Origin of the sequence: Dysosmobacter sp. (genome assembly GCF_034093755.1) — a bacterium.
Taxonomy (GTDB): domain Bacteria; phylum Bacillota; class Clostridia; order Oscillospirales; family Oscillospiraceae; genus Oscillibacter.
On the sequence record NZ_JAXEBZ010000055.1, the window covers coordinates 1 to 20,669 of the forward strand.

At 63.0% G+C, this 20,669-nt stretch carries 17 protein-coding genes and 1 tRNA gene; 8 read left to right on the plus strand and 10 right to left on the minus strand.

The features are described 5' to 3' along the window. Positions 1 to 759, minus strand: a 759-nt coding sequence (locus tag SOX55_RS07550; protein ID WP_325286832.1) for a hypothetical protein, incomplete at its 3' end; no start/stop codon positions are given. 698 nt (positions 760 to 1,457) lie between these two features. Next, positions 1,458 to 2,090, minus strand: a complete 633-nt coding sequence (locus tag SOX55_RS07555; RefSeq protein ID WP_325286833.1) for a helix-turn-helix transcriptional regulator — start codon at positions 2,088 to 2,090, stop codon at positions 1,458 to 1,460. Between the two features lie 214 nt (positions 2,091 to 2,304). On the opposite strand from SOX55_RS07555, the gene nifJ reads away from it, so the two are divergent. Beyond that, positions 2,305 to 5,811, plus strand: a complete 3,507-nt coding sequence (nifJ, locus tag SOX55_RS07560; RefSeq protein WP_325286834.1) for a pyruvate:ferredoxin (flavodoxin) oxidoreductase — start codon at positions 2,305 to 2,307, stop codon at positions 5,809 to 5,811. 54 nt (positions 5,812 to 5,865) lie between these two features. After that, positions 5,866 to 7,206 (plus strand): butyryl-CoA:acetate CoA-transferase, encoded by a 1,341-nt coding sequence (locus SOX55_RS07565; RefSeq protein ID WP_325286835.1) that lies wholly within the window; start codon positions 5,866 to 5,868, stop codon positions 7,204 to 7,206. A 332-nt stretch (positions 7,207 to 7,538) separates the two neighbouring features. Here SOX55_RS07565 and SOX55_RS07570 read toward each other — a convergent pair. From SOX55_RS07570 to polA, 6 genes are all read right to left on the minus strand, one after another. Then, a tRNA-Thr gene (locus SOX55_RS07570) sits at positions 7,539 to 7,614 on the minus strand. Positions 7,615 to 8,287: 673 nt separating this feature from the next. Further along, the gene (gene tsaD / locus SOX55_RS07575; protein WP_325286836.1) at positions 8,288 to 9,295 is read right to left on the minus strand and encodes a tRNA (adenosine(37)-N6)-threonylcarbamoyltransferase complex transferase subunit TsaD; all 1,008 of its coding nucleotides are present in this window, start codon (positions 9,293 to 9,295) and stop codon (positions 8,288 to 8,290) included. A 37-nt stretch (positions 9,296 to 9,332) separates the two neighbouring features. After that, a complete protein-coding gene (gene rimI / locus SOX55_RS07580; protein ID WP_325286837.1) occupies positions 9,333 to 9,776 on the minus strand; it encodes a ribosomal protein S18-alanine N-acetyltransferase in 444 nt (147 codons plus the stop codon). 29 nt (positions 9,777 to 9,805) lie between these two features. After that, entirely contained in the window at positions 9,806 to 10,702 is an 897-nt protein-coding gene (locus tag SOX55_RS07585; RefSeq protein WP_325286838.1) for a DMT family transporter, read from the minus strand. Beyond that, positions 10,699 to 12,150: a suppressor of fused domain protein gene (locus SOX55_RS07590; RefSeq protein ID WP_325286839.1), complete on the minus strand. Its 1,452-nt coding sequence runs from the start codon at positions 12,148 to 12,150 to the stop codon at positions 10,699 to 10,701. Before SOX55_RS07590 ends, SOX55_RS07585 begins: the two co-directional genes overlap by 4 nt. After that, entirely contained in the window at positions 12,147 to 14,792 is a 2,646-nt protein-coding gene (gene polA / locus SOX55_RS07595) for a DNA polymerase I (protein ID WP_325286840.1), read from the minus strand. Before polA ends, SOX55_RS07590 begins: the two co-directional genes overlap by 4 nt. 167 nt (positions 14,793 to 14,959) lie before the next feature. Between polA and SOX55_RS07600 the strand changes: the two genes are divergently transcribed. Then, positions 14,960 to 15,208, plus strand: a complete 249-nt coding sequence (locus tag SOX55_RS07600; protein ID WP_325286841.1) for a hypothetical protein — start codon at positions 14,960 to 14,962, stop codon at positions 15,206 to 15,208. A 113-nt stretch (positions 15,209 to 15,321) separates the two neighbouring features. Further along, positions 15,322 to 15,765, plus strand: coding sequence for a zinc ribbon domain-containing protein (locus SOX55_RS07605; RefSeq protein WP_325286842.1), 444 nt, complete (start codon positions 15,322 to 15,324; stop codon positions 15,763 to 15,765). Between the two features lie 33 nt (positions 15,766 to 15,798). Here the strand turns inward: SOX55_RS07605 and SOX55_RS07610 are convergent, their stop codons facing one another. Together SOX55_RS07610 and SOX55_RS07615 are read right to left on the minus strand one after the other, a co-directional pair. Further along, positions 15,799 to 16,332, minus strand: a complete 534-nt coding sequence (locus tag SOX55_RS07610; RefSeq protein ID WP_325286843.1) for a phosphatase PAP2 family protein — start codon at positions 16,330 to 16,332, stop codon at positions 15,799 to 15,801. A 31-nt stretch (positions 16,333 to 16,363) separates the two neighbouring features. Continuing rightward, on the minus strand, positions 16,364 to 16,882 hold the full coding sequence (locus tag SOX55_RS07615) for a shikimate kinase (protein WP_325286844.1): 519 nt from the start codon (positions 16,880 to 16,882) through the stop codon (positions 16,364 to 16,366). A 304-nt stretch (positions 16,883 to 17,186) separates the two neighbouring features. Here SOX55_RS07615 and SOX55_RS07620 point away from each other — a divergent pair, with 304 nt between their 5' ends. From SOX55_RS07620 to SOX55_RS07635, 4 genes are all read left to right on the plus strand, one after another. After that, positions 17,187 to 17,915, plus strand: coding sequence for a GntR family transcriptional regulator (locus tag SOX55_RS07620; RefSeq protein WP_325286845.1), 729 nt, complete (start codon positions 17,187 to 17,189; stop codon positions 17,913 to 17,915). A gap of 41 nt (positions 17,916 to 17,956) precedes the next feature. Further along, the gene (purE, locus tag SOX55_RS07625; protein ID WP_325286846.1) at positions 17,957 to 18,451 is read left to right on the plus strand and encodes a 5-(carboxyamino)imidazole ribonucleotide mutase; all 495 of its coding nucleotides are present in this window, start codon (positions 17,957 to 17,959) and stop codon (positions 18,449 to 18,451) included. Between the two features lie 63 nt (positions 18,452 to 18,514). Then, positions 18,515 to 19,201: a phosphoribosylaminoimidazolesuccinocarboxamide synthase gene (locus SOX55_RS07630; protein ID WP_325286847.1), complete on the plus strand. Its 687-nt coding sequence runs from the start codon at positions 18,515 to 18,517 to the stop codon at positions 19,199 to 19,201. 43 nt (positions 19,202 to 19,244) lie between these two features. After that, entirely contained in the window at positions 19,245 to 20,669 is a 1,425-nt protein-coding gene (locus SOX55_RS07635) for an amidophosphoribosyltransferase (protein ID WP_325286848.1), read from the plus strand.

The following is a 20,669-nucleotide window of genomic DNA, read 5'->3' on the forward strand; positions in this document are numbered from 1 at the left end:
CCGCTTGAAGCAAATATGTTTTGGCTTGACTTTCTCAATCTGTCCTTTGAATTCAAGCAGATAATTAAATATGCCGTTTGCAAATCCGGAACGATAAGCGTGCCCTAAAGAAGCAAGCTGGACATCCAGATATTCATCATAGGACATCTTTTCTGCGCCAACGACATCCTTACGAGAATCCGGATTGAAAAATACGAGGCCGTCTTCTTCATCTACGCATGTATCTTCTCCATAATTGATTGCCAAAAGCGATTTTTTATCTGGATACTTGGCAATCAGAGCAGCGGCTTTTTTGAGCCGATCCTGCCGCTTTTGCCTTTCGCAGCGTTCGCACTCATGCTGCTCCGCAAGAATGCGATCCTCTATGTGTCTGCTTTCGGCTTTTGTCAGCAACGGCGATAAATGGTCAACGCAATCGTAATCCCCATTTTTCATGCGTGTTTTGAAGCGGGCAAGAACTTCTTTAAGTTCCTCAGTGGTCAGATACCTTGCCTTGCTAATAGAACAGCTATGGTAACACCCCGTGTTTATGTTGCCATGCCCATCGCCGTACATAATGGCGGTATTCCATGGGCAAAAATAATGTTCTTTCTGGACGAGTCTTCCTCGCTTCAAGCCCTCCTCAAATTCCGGAAAGACCGCTGGATTGCCACAGCCTTCGTGATCCTCCACCCAAAATCCGGAAGGACCCTTGTCCGCGTGGCGGATCATCACATTGATTGCGTCGACTGTGGCCTTTTTCATTTGCTTGTTATTCATAACTCAAACCTCCGTTAATAAGTGCCGCCAGACAGCGACCTGACATGTTAACGTGGTCTTTTAGAGCTTTTATGGAAATTATAGCATGTTTCCTTGTACTTGTCTATCCTACTTACTTGGCCGGACAAGCAAAAACAGCTTTCAAATATTCAGAGGTTTTTATCTCTGTAAATGATGTGCTGCTTATGGAAAGGGATTCCACTGTTCATTGGATGGTAAATAGCTAATTGTAACCATGCAATAGCGAACGGAACGGTGAGCGCAGTACACGGATTGCAGAAGCGCGGAATAAGGAACAAAATTATCGTTTCAGCACACTTCTTTCCTATCCTCACAAGGATTGGTTTAAGTGAGGGATTTCTGACTACTTTTCTGAAAGATGACATCTCAGAAGTACCCTTATGAAACAGGTTGGAAATCGGCATTTAACTGACCTATGAGCTGTACTTGTGCAAGGGCATGCATCATTGCCCCTGATTTTTGCGTTGCTCACAGGGAAGCTAATTCCGGATTATCGACCTTAAATCGTACAAAATCCATCCTATCCATCTACCATCAACAAAGGCAACTGCAAAAGCAAAGGGGCATGTGCCTTAATGACACATACCCCTTTTGTCAGCACCCCTTGTCCGGCAACTGCCATAGTATTTGTTTCTCAAAACCTGTTTTATGGACGGCTACCGCACGGGAGCCTTTTTTTATCCCGCGGTGATGCCCAGATCCCGCAGATAGTTGTAGACGGTGAAGCGGGAGATTTTCAGCCGCTCCGCCACGTAGGGCACCGCCTTCTGCATGCGGAACACGTTCCGCTCATAGAGCATCCGGATCACCCGCATGCGGTCGTGCTTCCCCATCTCCTCCACCGGCAGGCCCACCTGGCTGATGCACTCGTTGAGAATCTGGTTGATGCTCTGGCGGGAGTGCAGCTCCTCCGCCAGCTCCGTGGAGGTAGAAATCAGCTTGTCCAGGGCGTCCCGCATCCCCGCGTAGGGGGAGATGTCAAAGTTGATGCCCAGGCCATAGTGGTAGTTCTCCCCCTTGAAATAGACGGTGGAGGACTTGATGGTCTTCCCCCCGGTGGTCACCACCTGGCAGTTCATGTAGTTGGTGCCCGGGTCGATGTTGGCAAAGGCGTCCTCCGGAACCGGGTCGCCGGTGATGTACACGCAGTCCCCCTTCTTCCGCCCGGACACGTGGCCGTTGTAGATGGCGGCAATGAAGTTTTCATAGTGCTCGCAGTCATGGATCACCGTCTCGCAGTGATACCCGAAGGTTTCCGAGATCATTTTGGCGATCTCGCACAGATTTTGGAACATCTCCTGATTTTCCATGCCCATCCCCGCTTTTCAGACGTTTTCCGCATTATACCATCTCCGCGCCGGGAAAACAACATGGTCTATCTGCACAACAAGTTGTCTGTTTTTTCGTCGGTTGTATGATTACATCTTTATTGACAATCCGTTTATGAATTATTACAATTTGTTTATAGAAGATGCACAGTCCGCAACCGGCGGAACATCAATACAGAAAAGGGGTTCAAGAACGATGCGAAACGAAACCATTATGGTAGCCGACGGCAACGAAGCCGCCGCGTACGTGGCTTACGCCTTTACGGAGGTCGCCGCCATCTATCCCATCACCCCCTCCTCCCCCATGGCGGAAAAAACCGACGAGTGGTCCGCCAACGGCCGGAAAAACCTGTTCACCCAGCCGGTGACGCTGGTGGAGATGCAGTCGGAGGCCGGCGCCATCGGCGCGGTCCACGGCGCGCTGGAGTCCGGCTCCCTGGCCGCCTCCTTCACCTCCTCCCAGGGCCTGATGCTGATGATCCCCACCATGCACCGCATCAGCGGCACCCGCCAGCCGGCGGTGCTCCACGTGGCCTCCCGCACGGTGGGCACCCACGCCATGTCCATTTTCGGCGACCACAGCGACGTGATGAACTGCCGCCAGACCGGCTTTGCCATGCTGTCCACCGGCAGCGTGCAGGAAGTGATGGACCTGGCGGGCGTGGCCCATCTGGCGGCCATCAAAAGCCGCATCCCCTTCATCCACTTCTTTGACGGCTTCCGCACCTCCCACGAGATTCAGAAGATCCGGGCCATTCCCTACGAGGCGTTCGGCAAAATGCTGGACTGGGACGCGGTGCGCCGGTTCCGGGAGGCCGCTCTGAACCCCTACCACCCCTCCCTGCGGAACACCGTCCAGAACCCGGACGTGTACTTCCAGTTCCGGGAGGCCAACAACCGCTTCTATGACGGTCTGCCCGACATCGTGGAGGACTACATGCGGCAGATCAACGAGGTCACCGGCCAGGACTACCACCTGTTCAACTACTACGGCGCCCCCGACGCGGAGCGGGTCATTGTGGCCATGGGCTCCGTCAGCGGCGCCGCCCGGGAGACGGTGGCCTATCTCAACGCCCTGGGGGAGAAGGTGGGCTATCTCCAGGTTCACCTGTTCAACCCCTTCTCCAAGGAGCACTTCCTCTCCGCCCTGCCCAAAACCGTGAAGAAGATTGCGGTGCTGGACCGGTGCAAGGAGATGGGCGCCGCCGGCGACCCGCTGTATCTGGCGGTCTGCGCCGCCTACGCCAACCGCAGGGACGCCCCCTACATCTGCGGCGGCCGCTACGGCCTGTCCTCCAAGGACACCACCCCCGCCCAGATCAAGGCGGTGTTCGACCACCTGCTCGCCGACGCCCCCTTCACCGGCTTCACCGTGGGCATTGAGGACGATGTGACCCACCGCTCCCTGCCGGTGGGCGCCAGCCTGCCCCTGAGCCACAAAAAGATGGTCAGCTGCAAGTTCTGGGGCCTGGGCAGCGACGGCACCGTAGGCGCCAACAAGAACTCCATCAAGATCATCGGCAGCAACACCGACATGTACACCCAGGCCTACTTCGAGTATGACACCAAGAAGTCCTTCGGCATCACCCGCAGCCACCTGCGCTTCGGGGAAGAGCCCATCCTCTCGTCCTATCTGGTGAAGGAGGCGGACTTCGTGGCCTGCCACAACCAGTCCTTCCTGGACAAGTATGACATCGTCTCCGAGCTGAAAAGCGGCGGCACCTTCCTGCTGAACTGCCGCTGGACGGCGGAGGAGCTGGACCGGGAGCTGCCCGCCGCAGTGAAGCGGGGTCTGGCGGAAAAGCAGGCAAAGCTGTACATCATCGACGCCAACGCCATCGCCCGGGAGCTGGGTCTGGGGGACCACGCCAGCATGGTGCTGCAGTCCGCCTTCTTCCGTCTGGCAGACATCATTCCCATTGACGAGGCCGTCACCTACATGAAAAAGGCCGCGGAGAAGTCCTTCGGCAAGAAGGGCGAGAAGGTGGTGCAGATGAACCTGGCGGCCATCGACCAGGGCGTGAACCACGTGGTGGAGGTTCCCATTCCGGACCGCTGGAAGGACGCCGTGGACACCCCCAAGGCCGAGGAGAAAGACGTTCCCGATTTCATCCGGAACATTCTCCGGCCCTGCAACGCCCAGAAGGGCGACCAGCTGCCGGTGTCCACCTTCATCGGCTATGAGGACGGCACCATGCCCCTGGGCACCACCGCCTACGAAAAGCGGGGCATCGCCACCCGCATTCCCGTATGGGACCCCGCCGCCTGCATCCAGTGCAACCGCTGCTCCTTTGTCTGCCCCCACGCCGTCATCCGGCCCTACCTGCTGGATGAGCAGGAGGCTGCCAACGCCCCGGAGGGCTTCGTTACCGTCCCCGCCAAGGGGGCAAAGGGCTACGCCTTCTCCCTGCAGATCAGCGACATGGACTGCACCGGCTGCGGCAGCTGCGCGGCCTCCTGCCCCATGAGCGGCAAGGCCCTGCGGATGGCGGACGTCACCGGGGAGCTGTCCCTCACCCCCGCCTGGGAGTACGGCCTGACCATCACCGACAAGAAGGTGTTCAAGGCGGAGACGGTGAAGGGCAGCCAGTTCCGCCAGCCGCTGTGCGAGTTCTCCGGCGCCTGCGCCGGCTGCGGCGAGACCCCCTACGCAAAGCTGCTGACCCAGCTCTACGGCGACCGGATGTACTGGGCCAACGCCACCGGCTGCTCCCAGGCCTGGGGCGCCGCCATGCCCTCCATCCCCTACACCGTCAGCAAGGAGGGCCGCGGCCCCGCCTGGTCCAACTCCCTGTTTGAGAACAACGCCGAGTTCTGCCTGGGCATGTACCTCTCCGTGAAGCAGCAGCGCCACAAGGCCCGGGCCTGGATTGAGGAGCTGCGGGGCCTGGTGCCGGAGCTGACGGAGGCCATCGACCGGTGGCTGGAGACCTTCTCCGACGTCAACGCCTCCATGCCCGCCTCGGAGGCCCTGTACGCCGCCCTGAAAGGCATGTCCCTCACCGGCCGCGCCGCCGAGCTGCAGACCCTGATTCTGCGGCACCCGGAGCACCTGGCCAAGCAGCCCGTGTGGATGTACGGCGGCGACGGCTGGGCCTATGACATCGGCTTCGGCGGTCTGGACCACGTCATCGCCATGGGCGAGGACATCAACGTGCTGGTGGTGGATACGGAGGTCTACTCCAACACCGGCGGACAGAGCAGCAAGGCCACGCCTCTGGGCGCCGTGGCCCAGTTCCAGGCCGCCGGCAAAAAGACCGGCAAGAAGGACCTGGGCAAAATGATGATGGCCTACGGCAACTGCTACGTGGCCAGCGTGGCCATGGGCGCCGACCCCAACCAGCTGCTGAAGGCCATCACCGAGGCGGAGGCCTACCCCGGCCCCTCCCTGATCATCGCCTACGCCCCCTGCATCAACCACGGCATCAAGGCCGGCATGGATCAGGTGCAGGCGGAAATGAAGCGGGCGGTGGACGCCGGATACTGGCCGCTGTACCGCTACAACCCCGCCAAAAAGGACCATCCCTTCACCCTGGACTCCAAGGCCCCCACCATGGGCTACCAGGAGTTCCTGGAGGGCGAGGTGCGCTACGCCTCCCTCCACAAGACCTTCCCCGAAAACGCCCGGACCCTGTTCGCCCAGGCGGAGGAGAAGGCGAAGGAGCGCTACGAGAGCTACGAGAAGCTGGCGGAGCAGGAATAAACTTTGAAAAGCGCGGCGGGGAAGCTGTTCCCCGCCGCCCCACAGGAGAAGCATATGGATATCAGAGAAGAATACAGCCGGAAGCTCCGCACGGCGGAAGAGGCCGTCATGGCGGTGCGCAGCGGCGACTGGATTGACTACGGCTGGAACGCCTGCGCCCCGGCGGCCCTGGACCGGGCTCTGGCGGCGCGGTATCAGGAGCTGACGGACGTGAAGGTCCGGGGCGCCGTGCTGATGGCCCGGCCCGCCATTTTCTCCGTGCCGGACACCGCGGAGCATTTCACCTGGAACTCCTGGCACATGGGCGGCCTGGAGCGGAAGCTCATTGACGAGGGTGTGGCCTACTACATCCCTCTGCGCTATTCCGAGCTGCCCCGGTACTACCGGGAGAACGTGGACCCCATCCACGTGGCCATGATTCAGGTGGCGCCCATGGATGAGGAGGGGTATTTCAGCTACGGCCTCAACGCCTCCCACCTGCAGGCCCTGTTTGAAAAGGCGGAGGTCATCATTCTGGAGGTCAACCGGAAGTACCCCCGCTGTTACGGCGGCGACGGTACCCGCATCCACATCAGTCAGGTGGACATGGTGGTGGAGGGAGGCGACCCGGAGCTGAACCAGCTGCCTGCCGCGGCTCCCAACGAGGTGGACCGGGCGGTGGCCAACCTGATTGTCTCCCGGATTCCCAACGGCGCCTGCCTGCAGCTGGGCATCGGCGGTATGCCCAACGCGGTGGGCTCCCTCATTGCCCAGTCGGATCTGAAGGACCTGGGGGTTCACACGGAGATGTACGTGGATGCCTTCGTGGACATGGCCCTGGCCGGCAAGATCAACGGCAGCAAAAAGGCCATTGACCGGGGACTCCAGACCTTCGCCTTCGGCGCGGGAACCCGGAAGCTGTACGACTACCTCCACGAGAATCCCCAGTGCCGGGCCTGTCCCGTGGACTACACCAACGATGCCCGGGTCATCGCCCAGCTGGACAACTTCGTGTCCATCAACAACGCGGTGGACGTGGACCTCTTCGGCCAGGTGAACGCGGAAAGCTCCGGCATCCGCCACATCAGCGGCGCCGGCGGCCAGCAGGACTTCGTGCTGGGGGCCTATCTCTCCCGGGGCGGCCAGAGCTTCATCTGCTGCGCCTCCACCGTCCGGGGCAAGGACGGCAGCGTCCAGAGCCGCATCCGCCCCACCCTGCGGGAGGGCTCCGTGGTCACCGACACCCGCTGCAACGTGCAGTATCTGGTGACGGAGTACGGCATGGTGAACCTGAAAGGCGCCTCCACCTGGGAGCGGGCGGAGCGCGTCATCTCCATCGCCCACCCGGACTTCCGGGAGGAGCTGATCCAGGAAGCGGAGCGGATGAAGATCTGGCGCCGCTCCGCCCGGCGGTAACTGCCAAAAAAAGCAGCCTGCGAGCGCAGGCTGCTTTTTTCTGTGCGGGATGTGCCCTTGCTGCGGAGCATAAAAAACCCGTCGCAAGCGATATGACGCTTGCGGCCCCATCGCCCCCCCTCAGACGTGAGCCCAGCGCAGCGGGTCACGTCTGAAAGCGAAGAAAAAGCTCGGCCGGCGGCTCCCATCCGGACGTTTTCGTTTCCCAACCCGAATCGAAGCCCAGCGCAGCGGGTTCGATTCGGAAAGGAGGAGCGACGGAATGAGTGAGAGATGACGTTTGCTTTGAAAAAGAAAACGTCGTCGCGAACGATATGCAGTCCGCGACGACGTGGAGCTGATGGCCGGATTCGAACCGGCGACCTACTGATTACGAATCAGTTGCTCTACCAGCTGAGCTACACCAGCAGTTGCGTGAAACAGGATTCCACAGCGGATAAAAGTATAGCACAACTTTCCGGCTTCGTCAACAGAATCTTCATCCGCCGCCGGGTATTTTTCCGGAGGCATGCATGCATATCCGCATAATACGATTTGTATAGCTGCATGGAATCCTGCATTTTCCCCTCCGGCAAATCCGCTAAAATCTCCGGCCGGTTCCGACGGTCCTGTTCCCTTTCTTCCCCGCCGCGTCAAATTCCGTTTCCGTTCCGTCCCCCTTTGCCGCTTTTCACCCGTCCCTGTCGAATTGACATAAAGAATGTCATATTTTTCTACTACAAAAAGTTATTCACATTATCCACAGGGTTTTCCACAATCGCAATCCCTTGATTTTCAAGGCTTTCTTCCGCGATTCCCCGGTTTTCCACACCCCTTTCCGGCCGTTTCTCCACCGGATTTCCCCGGGCAACTGGTTTACGTAAATTTCATACTTTCACACGCTGCCGCGATTTTCAGCTATTTTTCAGTCTGGACAGCGGCATTTTTGCAGAGCATTCCGGCGGCGATTCTTAAAAAAGGCAGGTTCCCCGCTCCTTCCCGTCATCCCCGCCCTCCGGTTATACCGCATACTCCCTCTCCCGCGAAAAATCCCCCCTCCGGCATGGCCGGAAGGGGGGATTTTCTCCGCCGCGGGGCGGCCTTATTTTCCGATCTCCCGGGTGGCGTAGGCGTTCAGCTCCATGCCCGCCGTATGGCCCGCCAGGTACTCGTAGTACCCCTGGGCGCCGATCATGGCGCCGTTGTCGCCGCACAGCCGCAGGGGCGGCAGATACAGCCGCACCCCCGCCCGGTCGCACGCCGCCTGCAGGTCCGCCCGGATGATGGAGTTGGCGGCCACGCCGCCGGCGGCGCACAGCACCTTCCGCCCTGTGCGGCGCAGGGCCTCCATGGTCCGGGGCACCAGCGTGTCGCTGACGGCCCGGGTGAAGTCCCGGGCCAGGGCCGCCCGGTCCAGTTCTTCGCCGGTCTGCTGGGCGTGGTGGGCGATGTTCACCACCGCCGTTTTCAGCCCGGAAAAGCTCATGTCCAGCTCCGCGCCGTCCACATGGGCCACCGGCAGCTTGTACACGCCGCCCCGGGACTGCCGCGCCAGCTCATCCAGAGGCTTTCCGCCGGGATAGGGCAGGCCCAGCACCCGGGCCGCCTTGTCAAAGCACTCCCCCGCCGCGTCATCCCGGGTGGCGCCCAGAATCTCCAGGTCCGTGTAGTCCTTCACGTCCACAATGAGGGTGTTGCCGCCGGAGATGGCCAGGGCCAGGAAGGGCGGCTCCAGCTCCGGGAAGGCCAGATAGTTGGCGGCGATGTGACCCCGGACGTGATGCACCGGGATCAGGGGCACGCCCCAGCCGTAGGCCACGGACTTGGCGAAGCTGAGGCCCACCAGCACCGCGCCGATGAGGCCGGGGGCGTAGGTCACCGCCACGGCGTCGATGTCCGCTTTGGTGCAGCCCGCCTCCCGCAAGGCCTGTTCCGTCAGGGCCGCGATGACCTCCACGTGCTTGCGGGAGGCGATCTCCGGCACCACGCCGCCGTACAGGGCGTGCATGTCCGCCTGGGAGGCCACCACGTCGGACAGCACTTTCCGCCCGTCCCGCACCACCGCGGCGGCGGTTTCGTCGCAGGAGGATTCAAAAGCCAGAATATTCATACTGCTCACCTGTTTCCGCCCCGTTGGGGCATTTGCGTCACGGATTTTCGTCCGGTTCCCCGAACTCCCGGGTCATAATGACAGCGTCCTCCCGGGGATGCTCATAGTAGTTCCGCCGGCGTCCCACGCTGCGGAAGCCCCGGGAGCCGTAGAGGGCGATGGCGCCGTAGTTGGACTCCCGGACCTCCAGGGTCAGGAAGGCCAGGCGGTTGGCCTGGGCGAAGTCCAGGAACACCTGCAGCAGCTTCCCCGCCACGCCCCGGCGGCGCCACTCCGGCCGCACCGCCACGTTGGTGATGTACCCCTCGTCCAGAATGACCTGCAGTCCGGCGTAGCCCACCACCTTGTCCTCGCCGTCCAGCGCCACCAGAAAGGCGGACAGGGCGTTGTCCAGCTCCTCCGCCAGCATGTTCCGGGACCAGGGGGCGGAGAAGCAGATCCGCTCCAGCTCCGCCACCTCGTCCAGATGATCCGCGTTCATTGGCACAATACGCACCTGGGTGTCTTGTCTCATGATTTCGGTTCCTTTCCGGCCTGTACAGGCCCTGTTTCCGCAGGCTCCGCCCGGGTGTAGAGAATCAGTCCCGCCACAATGGCTCCGCCGCCCAGCAGCACCGGCCAGCCCGGCATCTCCCGGAACAGCAGCACGCCCCACACGGCGGCCATCACCGGCTCCATCAGCTTGGCCATGGACACGAAGGCGGCAGGCAGGTACTTCAGGCCCCAGCTGAACACGCTGTGGCCCAGCAGGGTGGAAAACACCGCCAGCCCCAGGGCCATCCACAGGTTCACGGCGCCGTAGCCCGTCAGGGGCGTGCCCCGGACCAACGCCGCCAGCAGCACCGTGGTCCCGGCGGTGAAATACACCAGGTAGGTGTAGGCCGTGGTGGACACGGTGCGGCGGCACACGGAGCCGATCATGGTGTACACCGCCACGAACACCGCCCCCAGCAGGGCCAGTCCGTCCCCCAGCAGCGCGTCGGCGCCGCCGGAGGCGGAGTCCGCCATGGCCACCGCCGCGCTGCCGCCGAAGGCCAGCAGAATGGCGGCCCACTGGCGGCGGGACAGCCGCTTTTTCCAGAGCACCACCGTGGCCAGCGCCACAAACAGCACCTCCGTGTCCACCAGCACTACTGACGCGGCGATGGAGGTAAAGCGGAGGGATTCAAAATAGCAGGTGAAGTGAAGCCCCAGGGCAACGCCGCTCCCGCCGCACAGCAGCGCCTCCCGGCGGCCCAGCGCCGCCAGCTCCTTCCGGCACCGCAGCGCCGCCACGGGCGTCATCAGCGCGGCGGTAAGGGCCATCCGGTAGAACACCAGCACCAGGGAGGGGGCCGTGGACCAGCGGACAAACACCGCCGACAGCGACGCCCCCGCCACCCCCAGCAATACGATGAGCTGTTTCATTCAGTCTCCTCCGTCAGCGCGGCCACCTGCTCCGGTGCGCCGCAGAAATCGTGGAACGCCAGCAGGAAGGGCCGCAGGGTGTCCTCCGCCGCGATGACGGAAAACACGTCCTCCCGGGCGCGGAGGGTCAGCCCCTGCCAGCCGTACTTCCGGCAGAACCGGAGGCACAGCGTCCGCCAGCCCTCCGCGTCCCGGGGGTACACCGGCTCCCGGTACCAGGGGCCCAGGTTCTTCAGGCGCAGCCGGGCGTGCCACAGGCCGTCCTGCTCCTCCACCGCAAAGGGGGCCACATCGTCGTCAAACCAGTCCGCGCAGCAGCTCTCCCGCGTGGGCGCGACGATGGGGGACACCTCCGCTTCCTGCATCCGGTCCCACAGCCGCCGGACGCCCCGCAGCTTCCGGTAATCGTCCTCGTCCGGCAGCAGGGGGTGGAGCTGATAGAAATTGATGATCTTTCCGCTTTCCAGGATCACCCGGCCGGTGCAGTCCTCCCGCACCACAGGCCAGCTGACCAGCAGGGCAGTGTAGGCGCCGATGCGGCCAAAGAAAACGGTACCGGTCTGGAGCCAGTCCGCCTCCGCCGCCCGCCGCAGCCACTGGAAGGGCCACGGGTCGCCGCCGTCGGGGTCCCAGTCCGGCGGCAGGAACACCGCCAGCTCCGCGAAGGCCCGGTTGGTCTCCTGCAGCTCCGGCGGCACGTTCATCCGCCGCCCTCCCATGCCGATGGTCACCAGGCGGTAGAAGTTCTCCCGCTCCGTGGGCGGAATGACGGCGATGTCCACCGGGTACGTCTCCCGGATGGCGTCGTAGTAGACGCGGCCCGGCCTGCCGTAGGCCCGCCGGATGTAAGTCTCCACCTCTTCCCGCTCCTCCCGGGTATAGCCGGAGGGAGTCGGCGGTGGGGGCACTGTCTCCGGCTCCGCCGGTTCCGGTTTCCGCAGCCGCACCAGCACCCAGCAAAGGCCCATCAGGGCCGCCGTGGCGGATGTGGAGATGATGAGGCCCAGATACTTGTTCCGCCAGGTGGCCTGCCGGGTCTGCTCATAGGTGAGGAACTCCGTCCCCGCTGCCGTCAGCTCCATGACGGTCTGGTACTCGTCGGGACCGTACCGCAGGGAGATGGTGTCGCCGGGACCCACCGCCTCCAGAAAGGCGGACCGGTCGAATGTCACAAAGGAGTCGATGAGGAACCGGCCCGTGTAGCCTTCCTCCGTGGTGAGGGACAGGCGGTAACTGCCGCCGCTTTGATGCTCCAGGCCCTGATAGGTCCCCGTCTCCAGCCGCAGTTCCTCATAGGACGGGATGGGCGGGTTCACCAGAGGGATGGCGCAAAACGCCATGGCCGCTATCCCCAGCAGCAGGATGTTCCGGGAGTAGAAGGCGTAGGGCCACGCCTGCCGGGAGGCGGTGAAATAGCGCTCCACCGCCGCTTTCAGCTTCCGGATCATCCCTTGGCCTCCAGCCAGTTGCGGCCGCAGTGGGCCTCCGCCACCAGCGGGACGGAGAGATGGGCGACGCCCTCCATCTCCTGCTCCAGCAGCCGGGCAACCTGCTCCGCCTCCGATTCCGGGCACTCCACAATCAGCTCGTCATGGACCTGCAGCACCAGCCGGGCCCGCAGCCCCTCGGCCCGCAGCCGGTTCCACACCGCCACCATGGCCAGCTTCATCACGTCCGCCGCCGCGCCCTGAATGGGCATGTTCAGCGCCACCCGCTCGCCGAAGGAGCGCAGGTTGTGATTGGAGGAGGTCAGCTCCGGCAGTTCCCGGCGGCGGTGGAAGATGGTCTCCACATAGCCGTCGGCCCTGGCCTTTTCCACCACGTCGTTCATATACTGCCGGACGCCGGGGAAGGTGTCGAAATAGGCGTCCATATACGCCCTGGCCTCCGCCACGGTGACGCCGATGTCCTGGGAAAGGGAGAAGGCGGAGATGCCGTAGACGATGCCGAAGTTCACCGCCTTGGCCCGGCGGCGCATCTCCGGCGTCACCTCCTCCCGGGCCACCCGGAACACCTTGGCCGCCGTCTCGGCGTGGAAGTCGCCGCCCGCCAGGAAGGCCTCCCGCATGGCATTGTCCCCCGCCACGTGGGCCAGCAGCCGCAGCTCGATCTGGGAGTAGTCGGCGTCCACCAGCACGCAGCCCTCCGCCGGCACGAACATCTTCCGGATCTCGCTGCCCAGGTCGGTGCGGGTGGGGATGTTCTGCAGGTTCGGCTCCGTGGAGCTGAGGCGCCCCGTGGCGGTGACGGTCATCTGGAAGCTGGTGCGCACCCGGCCGTCATCGTCCATGGCCTTCAGAAGGCCGTCGGCGTAGGTGGATTTCAGCTTGGCAAACTGGCGGTACTCCAGCACCGCCCCCACAATGGGGGCCTCATGGCGCAGCTTTTCCAGCACGTCGGCGTTGGTGGACCAGCCGGTTTTCGTCTTTTTCCCGTGGGGCAGCCCCAGCTTGCCGAAGAGAATCTCTCCCAGCTGCTTGGGGGAGTTGATGTTGAAGGTCTCCCCCGCCATATCATAGATGGCCTGCTCCAGCTCCGCCGTCCGCTTTGCCAGCAGCTCCCCGAAGGATGCCAGCGCGCCGGCGTCCACCCGGCAGCCCGCCATCTCCATGTCCGCCAGCACCCGGCAAAGAGGCAGCTCCGCCGTCTCAAACAGCTCCCACAGCTGCTTCTCCCGCAGCTTTTCCGCCAGGGTGCCCGCCAGGGAGAGCACCGTCTCCGTGTACCGGGCGAAGGACGCTTCCGCCGCGGCGGCGTCCCCCAGCAGGGAGAAGGCGTCGGGCTGCAGGTGGGTCGCCTCCGGCAGCTCCGCGTTGTAATACGCCACCGACAACCGCCGCAGGTCATAGCTTCCGGCGGTGGCGTCCAGCAGGTAGGCCGCCAGGGCCGTGTCAAACACAAAGTTCTCCGCCGGCAATCCGTTTTCCAGCAGCAGACGCATCAGGTCCTTCACGTTGTGGGAGACCTTCCGCACCCCGCTGCCGAAGAGGCCTGCCAGCAAAGCGTTCCAGTCTCCCCGGTAACGGTGGAAGAACACCTGGGCCGTCCGGGGACCCTCCGCCGTGGTCCAGGCCACCGTCACGCCGGAGAGGTCCGGCAGCGCCAGCACCGCCGCCTGTTCCGCGTTTCGCCAGGCAGTCAGCAGCTCTTCGCCCCGGGCGCTGTCCTCCACGATTTCCGCCGGGGCCGCGGCAGGGGCCGCAGCGGCGGCGGCAGTCTCCCCGGGCCGCAGGTTCCACTTTTCAATGAGCTTGGCGAATTCCAGCCGCAGAAACAGCTCGTAGGTCTCCGCCTTCGGCTCCCGGCGGAGGTTGTCCTCCGGGCGGAAGTCCACCGGCGCGTCGGTGACGATGGTGGCCAGCCAGTGGGAGTGGCGGGCGCTGTCCTCCCCCGCCGCCAGCTTTTTCAGCGCGGCGGGCTTGGCCTCCACCTCCGGCATTCGGCCGTACAGGGCGTCGATGCTGCCGTATTTCTGAATCAGGTCCATGGCGGTCTTCTCCCCCACTCCCGGCACGCCGGGGATGTTGTCGGAGGCGTCGCCCATGAGGGCCTTCAGATCGATCATGTGGATGGGGTCGAAGCCGTAGGCCTCCCGGAAGGTCTCCGGGGTCATATCCCTGGTGGTGGTCTGGCCCATGCGGGTGGACACCAGCTTCACCTTGGTGTGGTCGGTGATCAGCTGCAGGCTGTCCTTGTCGCCGGTGACCACCACGCAGTCCCAGCCCGCCGCCTCGCACTTGCGGGAGATGGTGCCGATGAGGTCGTCCGCCTCCCAGCCCGCCAGCTCGTAGCGGGGGATGTTCAGATCGTCCAGCACCTCTTTCAGCACCGGCACCTGCATCCGCAGTTCCTCCGGCATGGGCTTCCGGGTGGCCTTGTAGGCCGCGTCCGCCGTGTGGCGGAAGGTGGGGGCGTGGACGTCGAAGGTGACGCACAGGGCCTCCGGCTTTTCCTCCTCCGTCAGGCGCTGCATGGTGGTGAGAAAGCCATACACCGCGTGGGTGTACAGGCCGTCCCGGGTGGTCAGGGGCCGGATGCCGTAGTAGGCCCGGTTCAGGATGCTGTTGCCGTCGATGACCATGAGCTTCATGGGGCATATCCTCCGTCTCCGCCCCGCGGGGCGGTTTGATTCGTAATATAGTAGTATACCGCATTTCCCCCGGGATTACAAGACGGCAGACGGTAGGTCTTTCTTGCGGGCGGCGCCTCATTATGATATAATGAATCCCGCAAAACAGGATTCCGCAGGGAGGGCTTATGGAACACATCAAACGCGCCTTGTTCTCGGAGCAGGGCATGAAAACCGTGAACGCGCTGTTTCTCCTGTCGCTTCTGTTCCGGAACAGCGGGCTGATTCTGATCGCCTATACCGTCTGGATCGCCTATCTGCTCTACGGAATCAGAACCACATCATCCGGGGCCGTGAAAGCGGTCTACACGGCGTTTTCCCTGTTTGCGGCAGTGATGATTGTGATCAACGCCGTTTTTCTGGTCAAAGGGCTGTAACGCCGCCGGTAAAGCCGGAATCACGGCCCTGATTCCCGCGCAACCGCCCGTTGCTTGCCTGCCAGGCCGGTATCTGGTATCATGGCGCTATCAACGAATTGGGGGGACCGGATATGGAGACTTGCGAGATTCTGAAAACCCTGCGGGAGCGGCAGGGCCTGACCCAGGAGGAGCTGGCGCAGCGGCTGTTCGTCACCCGGCAGGCCGTCTCCCGCTGGGAGACCGGCGAGACACAGCCCAACACGGAGACGCTGCGGCGGCTCTCCGGAGTGTTTGACGTGTCCATCAACACGCTGCTGGGCAGCCCCCGGCAGCTCATCTGTCAATGCTGCGGCATGCCCCTTACCGATGACGGCCAGATCAGCCGGGAGCCGGACGGCAGCTTCAACGAGGAGTACTGCAAGTGGTGCTACGCCGACGGGCAGTTCGTCTACCAGGATATGGACCAGCTGCTGGAATTCCTGGTGGCCCACATGTCCGGCGAGCACTTTCCGCCGGAGCAGGCCCGGGCCTATTTCACCGACGCCCTGCCTAAATTAAAGCACTGGAGCAAATAACGGAAAAGCCAGGAGGGAATCCCTCCTGGCTTTTTATTTCTGTTTCGCTTTTGCGTACACCCGCTCCGTCAGGCGGGCGCCGGCCCAGCCCAGCGCCCAGCCCAGCACCGCGCCGCCCAGCACGTCGGTGGGCCAGTGGACGTACAGGTACAGCCGGGAGAAGGCGATGACCGCCGCCAGGGCGAAGGCCGCCGCTCCCGCCCGCCGGTGTCCGGCAAACCAGATGGCACCCGCCGCCGAAAAGGAACAGGCGGTGTGGCCGGAGGGAAACGAGGCGTCCAGCGGCGGGGGGATCAGCAGCTCCACGGGACGGACCGCAAAGGGCCGCACCCGGCCGATGAGGGGCTTGAGAATCAGGTTGCAGCAGATCAGGTCCAGCACCAGCGCAGCGGCCACGGACCACCCCAGCCGCCGGTGTTTTTTCACCGCCAGCAGCACCAGCGCCAGCGCAATCCACAGCTCCCCGTGGTTGCAGGTCCAGCTGATGGCCGGCAGCACCGCGTCCATCAGGCCGCCGCGGCAGTGAAGCTGAATCCAGTCCAGAATGGCAAGCTCCGCGCTCTGCATCTTCCCCGCTCCCTTCGTTCCCCTATGTTCCTCAGCGCTCCAGGCTCATGCCCACGGTGCGCATGACCTCCTCCACCTGGCCGGCGGTGTCCTGCTCTCCCTCCCGGCTGGCCACAATGAGGTCGGCGTATCTGGCGTACAGGGGCTTGCGCTCCTCGTAGATCTCCCGCAGGGACATGCCAGGCCGGGCGGCGATGCCCCGGTCCGTCAGGTCCTCCGGCATCCGGTCGCTGAGCAGGGCGAAGGGCGTCTCCAGCCAGATGGTGACGCCGTTTTCCTTCAGATGCTCCATGGCCGCCTGGGACAGCACCATGCTGCCGCCGGTGGCGATGACGGTGTTTTCGCAGTTCAGGGTCTCGCCCACCCGGCCCTCAATGGACAAAAAGGCCTCCAGCCCCTCCGTCCGCAGAATCTCCGGCAGCGTCTTGCCGGTGGCCCCCGCGATGAGATCGTCGGCGTCCACAAAGGTATAGTGCAGGCGCTCCGCCAGCGCCCGCCCCACAACGCTTTTGCCCGTGCCCGGCATGCCGATGAGAATGATGTTTTTCATAGTCCGCGTCCTCCGCTGTCCATGCTTTGCGGCTGTGCCGCTTTGCCTATCATAGCTGATCCGCGGACAATTGTCCACTGTTAATTTACACAAAGGAACACGCTAAAGCAGTGCATGGCACCGCCGCCAGCGGCGGTTTGAAAAGGTGGACGCAATCTGTTGAATTTGCCACTTGCAAGGCTGTGGGAATTCCCTTATACTGAAACTGTATGATAAGGTATGATCTATTTTCACAGTGAAAACACCGCGAAACATGCCTGGCGGGGGACCGTCCGGGCATCCACTTCAACGGGGAGGTGCAACAATGGATCAGCAGCATTCCGTACAGCCGCGCAACATCCGCGCCCAGCTGCTCTCTGCCATGAAAGAGGGGGAGTACGCCCAGTGTGAACGTTTGCCCCGGGAGAGCATTCTCTCCGAGAAACTGGGCATCAGCCGTACCCAACTGCGGGACGTTCTGGCCTCGCTGGAGCGGGAGGGCTTCATCACCCGCCGCCACGGCGTCGGGACCATCATCAACCGCCATGTACTGAACGTTCAGACCCGGATGGACATCGAGGTCGAATTCCTGGACATGATCCGCCAGAGCGGAAAGGAACCGGCGGTGGCTTATGTCCGGGTGTCTGACGGCACGGCGGACGAAAAGATCGCCGGGCAGCTTCAGCTGAATCCCGGCGATGCCATTGTCCGGGTGGCCCGGCTGGTGACGGCGGACGGCGTCCCCGCCATCTACTGCGAGGACGTGGTGGCCAAGGACATGGTTCACGGCAGCGCCGCCCTGCGGGACTACAAGCTGCCCTTCTTCCACTTCCTGCAGCGGTTCTGCAACGCCGTCCCCTACCTGGACCTGACGGAGGTCCGCCCCGCCGCCGCCGACGCGGAGCTGGCGGAGATTTTCAGCGTGCCCATGGGAACCCCTCTGCTGCACATGGACGAGGTGGACTATGACATCGACGGCAGGCCGGTGTTCTGCTCCAGCGAATACTATGTGGACGGCATCATCCGCCACACCGTGCTGCGGAAAAAACTCTGAGATCATTTAATTTGAAAATATAAGAACAGGAGATCAGTCACATGAAAAAAGTAGCCATCATCATGGGCAGTGACAGCGACTGGCCCGTCGTAAAGGCCGCCTGCGCCCAGCTGGACACCTTCGGCATCCCCTACGAGGCCCACATCCTCAGCGCCCACCGCACCCCCGCCGCCGCCGCGGAATTCGCGAAAAACGCCCGGGCCAACGGCTTCGGCGTGCTGATCTGCGCCGCCGGCATGGCCGCCCACCTGGCCGGCGCCTTCGCCGGCAACTCCACCCTCCCCGTCATCGGCATTCCCATGAAGGGCGGCGCCATGGACGGGCTGGACGCGCTGCTGGCCACCGTGCAGATGCCCAGCGGCATCCCCGTGGCCACCGTGGCCATCAACGGCGCCAAGAACGCCGCCGTGCTGGCCGCCCAGATCCTGGCCGTGTCCGATGACGCCCTGGCCGCGAAGCTGGACGTCGCCCGGGAGGACATGGCCCGCCAGATCGCGGAAAAGGAAGCAAAGCTCCAGGAAGAACTGAAGAAATAACGCACCATCGGCAATCAGCGGCAATCAGCGACAATTCTAAAAAAATTTTTTTGGAGGACAATCATGGAACAGAATCTCATCTACACCGGCAAGACCAAGAACGTTTACGCGCTGGACAACGGCAACTACCTGCTGAAATTCAAGGACGATTGCACCGGCAAGGACGGCGTGTTCGATCCCGGCGAGAACTCCGTGGGCCTGACCATCGACGGCGTGGGCGACGTGAACCTGCGGATGTCCATCTACTTCTTTGAGAAGATCAACGCCGCCGGCATTCCCACCCACTATGTCTCCGCCGACCTGGCCAACACCACCATGGAGGTCCGGCCCGCCAAGGTCTTCGGCCAGGGCCTGGAGGTCATCTGCCGCCACAAGGCCGTGGGCTCCTTCTTCCGCCGCTACGGCCAGTACATCGCCGAGGGCGCGGACCTGCCCGCCTACGTGGAGATGACCTTCAAGAACGACGCCCTGGGCGATCCCCTGGTGACCAAGGACGGTCTGGTGGCGCTGGGCGTCATGACGGAGGAGCAGTATGACGCCATCAAGGCCCAGACCCAGCAGATCACCCAGATCGTGGCCGATGACCTGAAGGAAAAGGGCCTGGTGCTCTATGACATCAAGTTCGAGTTCGGCTATGACGCCGAGGGCAACGTGATGCTCATCGACGAGGTGGCCTCCGGCAACATGCGGGTCTACAAGGACGGTCAGTACATCGATCCCATGACCCTCTCGGAGCTGTTCTTCGCCTGAGCGGCGCCGGTTCATCAACACAAATAATAGGAGAATCAGATACATGGGCGGATTTTTTGGCGCCGTCTCCTCCCGGGACGTGACCCTTGACGTTTTCTTCGGCGTGGACTACCACTCTCACCTGGGCACCCGCCGGGGCGGCATGGTGGTCTACGGCAGGGAGACGGGCTTCAAGCGGGAGATCCACAACATTGAGAACACCCCCTTCCGGACGAAGTTTGAGGACAGCCTCCACGAGTTCCGGGGCAATATCGGCATGGGCTGCATCAGCGACACCGACCCCCAGCCCCTGCTGGTGCGGTCCCACCTGGGACTGTACGCCATCAGCACCGTGGGCATCATCAACAACGCCAACGAGCTGGTGGACACCTACTTCTCCGACCACGGCCACCAGTTCATGGCCATGAGCTCCGGCAAGGTCAACGACAGCGAGCTGGTGGCGGCCCTCATCAACCAGAAGGAGAATCTGGTGGAGGGCATCCACCACGCCCAGGACCTGATCGACGGCTCCGCCACCATTCTGGTGATGACCCCCGACGGCATTCTGGCCGCCCGGGACCGGCTGGGCCGGCTTCCGGTGCTCATCGGAAAGCACCCCGACGGCAGCTGCTGCGTGTCCTTCGAGTCCTTCGCCTACCACAAGCTGGGCTACGAGGACGCCTACGAGCTGGGGCCCCGGGAGATCGTGGCCCTCACCGCCAACGGCTATGAGACCGTCTCCCCCGCCGGGGAGGAGATGAAGATCTGCGCCTTCCTCTGGACCTACTACGGCTACCCCAACTCCAATTACGAGGGGGTCAACGTGGAGGTCATGCGCTACCGCAACGGCGAGATCATGGCCCGGGACGAAATCGCCCAGGGCCGGCTGCCCAAGGTGGACTACGTGGCCGGCGTCCCCGACTCCGGCATCCCCCACGCCATCGGCTTCGCCAACCGCAGCGGCAAGCCCTTCGCCCGGCCCTTCGTGAAGTACACCCCCACCTGGCCCCGGTCCTTCATGCCCGCCAACCAGGAGGTGCGCAACCAGGTAGCCAAGATGAAGCAGATTCCCGTCCCCGAGCTGATTGAGGGCAAGAAGCTGCTGTTTGTGGACGATTCCATCGTCCGGGGCACCCAGCTGCGGGAGACGGTGGAGTTCCTGTACAACAGCGGCGCCGAGGAAGTCCACATGCGCTCCGCCTGCCCGCCCATCATGTACGGCTGCAAGTACCTGAACTTCTCCAGCAGCAAGTCCGACATGGAGCTGCTGGCCCGCCGGGTGGTGCAGCAGCTGGAGGGCGACGAGGGCCAGAAGCATCTGGAGGAATACGCCGACGCCTCCACGGAGCGGGGCCAGTGCATGCTGAAAACCATCTGCGAGGAGATGGGCTTCGACTCTCTGGGCTATCAGTCCATCGACGGGCTGCTGGAGGCCATCGGCCTGGACCGCAGCAAGGTCTGCACCTACTGCTGGACCGGCAAGGAATAA

Excerpts from the sequence above, each read along its gene's own strand:
- SOX55_RS07555 (WP_325286833.1), bottom strand. The coding sequence starts at position 2,090 with ATGGAAAATCAGGAGATGTTCCAAAATCTGTGCGAGATCGCCAAAATG.
- nifJ (WP_325286834.1), top strand. The coding sequence starts at position 2,305 with ATGCGAAACGAAACCATTATGGTAGCCGACGGCAACGAAGCCGCCGCG.
- SOX55_RS07565 (WP_325286835.1), top strand. The coding sequence starts at position 5,866 with ATGGATATCAGAGAAGAATACAGCCGGAAGCTCCGCACGGCGGAAGAG.
- tsaD (WP_325286836.1), bottom strand. The coding sequence starts at position 9,295 with ATGAATATTCTGGCTTTTGAATCCTCCTGCGACGAAACCGCCGCCGCG.
- rimI (WP_325286837.1), bottom strand. The coding sequence starts at position 9,776 with ATGAACGCGGATCATCTGGACGAGGTGGCGGAGCTGGAGCGGATCTGC.
- SOX55_RS07585 (WP_325286838.1), bottom strand. The coding sequence starts at position 10,702 with ATGAAACAGCTCATCGTATTGCTGGGGGTGGCGGGGGCGTCGCTGTCG.
- SOX55_RS07590 (WP_325286839.1), bottom strand. The coding sequence starts at position 12,150 with ATGATCCGGAAGCTGAAAGCGGCGGTGGAGCGCTATTTCACCGCCTCC.
- polA (WP_325286840.1), bottom strand. The coding sequence starts at position 14,792 with ATGAAGCTCATGGTCATCGACGGCAACAGCATCCTGAACCGGGCCTAC.
- SOX55_RS07600 (WP_325286841.1), top strand. The coding sequence starts at position 14,960 with ATGGAACACATCAAACGCGCCTTGTTCTCGGAGCAGGGCATGAAAACC.
- SOX55_RS07605 (WP_325286842.1), top strand. The coding sequence starts at position 15,322 with ATGGAGACTTGCGAGATTCTGAAAACCCTGCGGGAGCGGCAGGGCCTG.
- SOX55_RS07610 (WP_325286843.1), bottom strand. The coding sequence starts at position 16,332 with ATGCAGAGCGCGGAGCTTGCCATTCTGGACTGGATTCAGCTTCACTGC.
- SOX55_RS07615 (WP_325286844.1), bottom strand. The coding sequence starts at position 16,882 with ATGAAAAACATCATTCTCATCGGCATGCCGGGCACGGGCAAAAGCGTT.
- SOX55_RS07620 (WP_325286845.1), top strand. The coding sequence starts at position 17,187 with ATGGATCAGCAGCATTCCGTACAGCCGCGCAACATCCGCGCCCAGCTG.
- purE (WP_325286846.1), top strand. The coding sequence starts at position 17,957 with ATGAAAAAAGTAGCCATCATCATGGGCAGTGACAGCGACTGGCCCGTC.
- SOX55_RS07630 (WP_325286847.1), top strand. The coding sequence starts at position 18,515 with ATGGAACAGAATCTCATCTACACCGGCAAGACCAAGAACGTTTACGCG.
- SOX55_RS07635 (WP_325286848.1), top strand. The coding sequence starts at position 19,245 with ATGGGCGGATTTTTTGGCGCCGTCTCCTCCCGGGACGTGACCCTTGAC.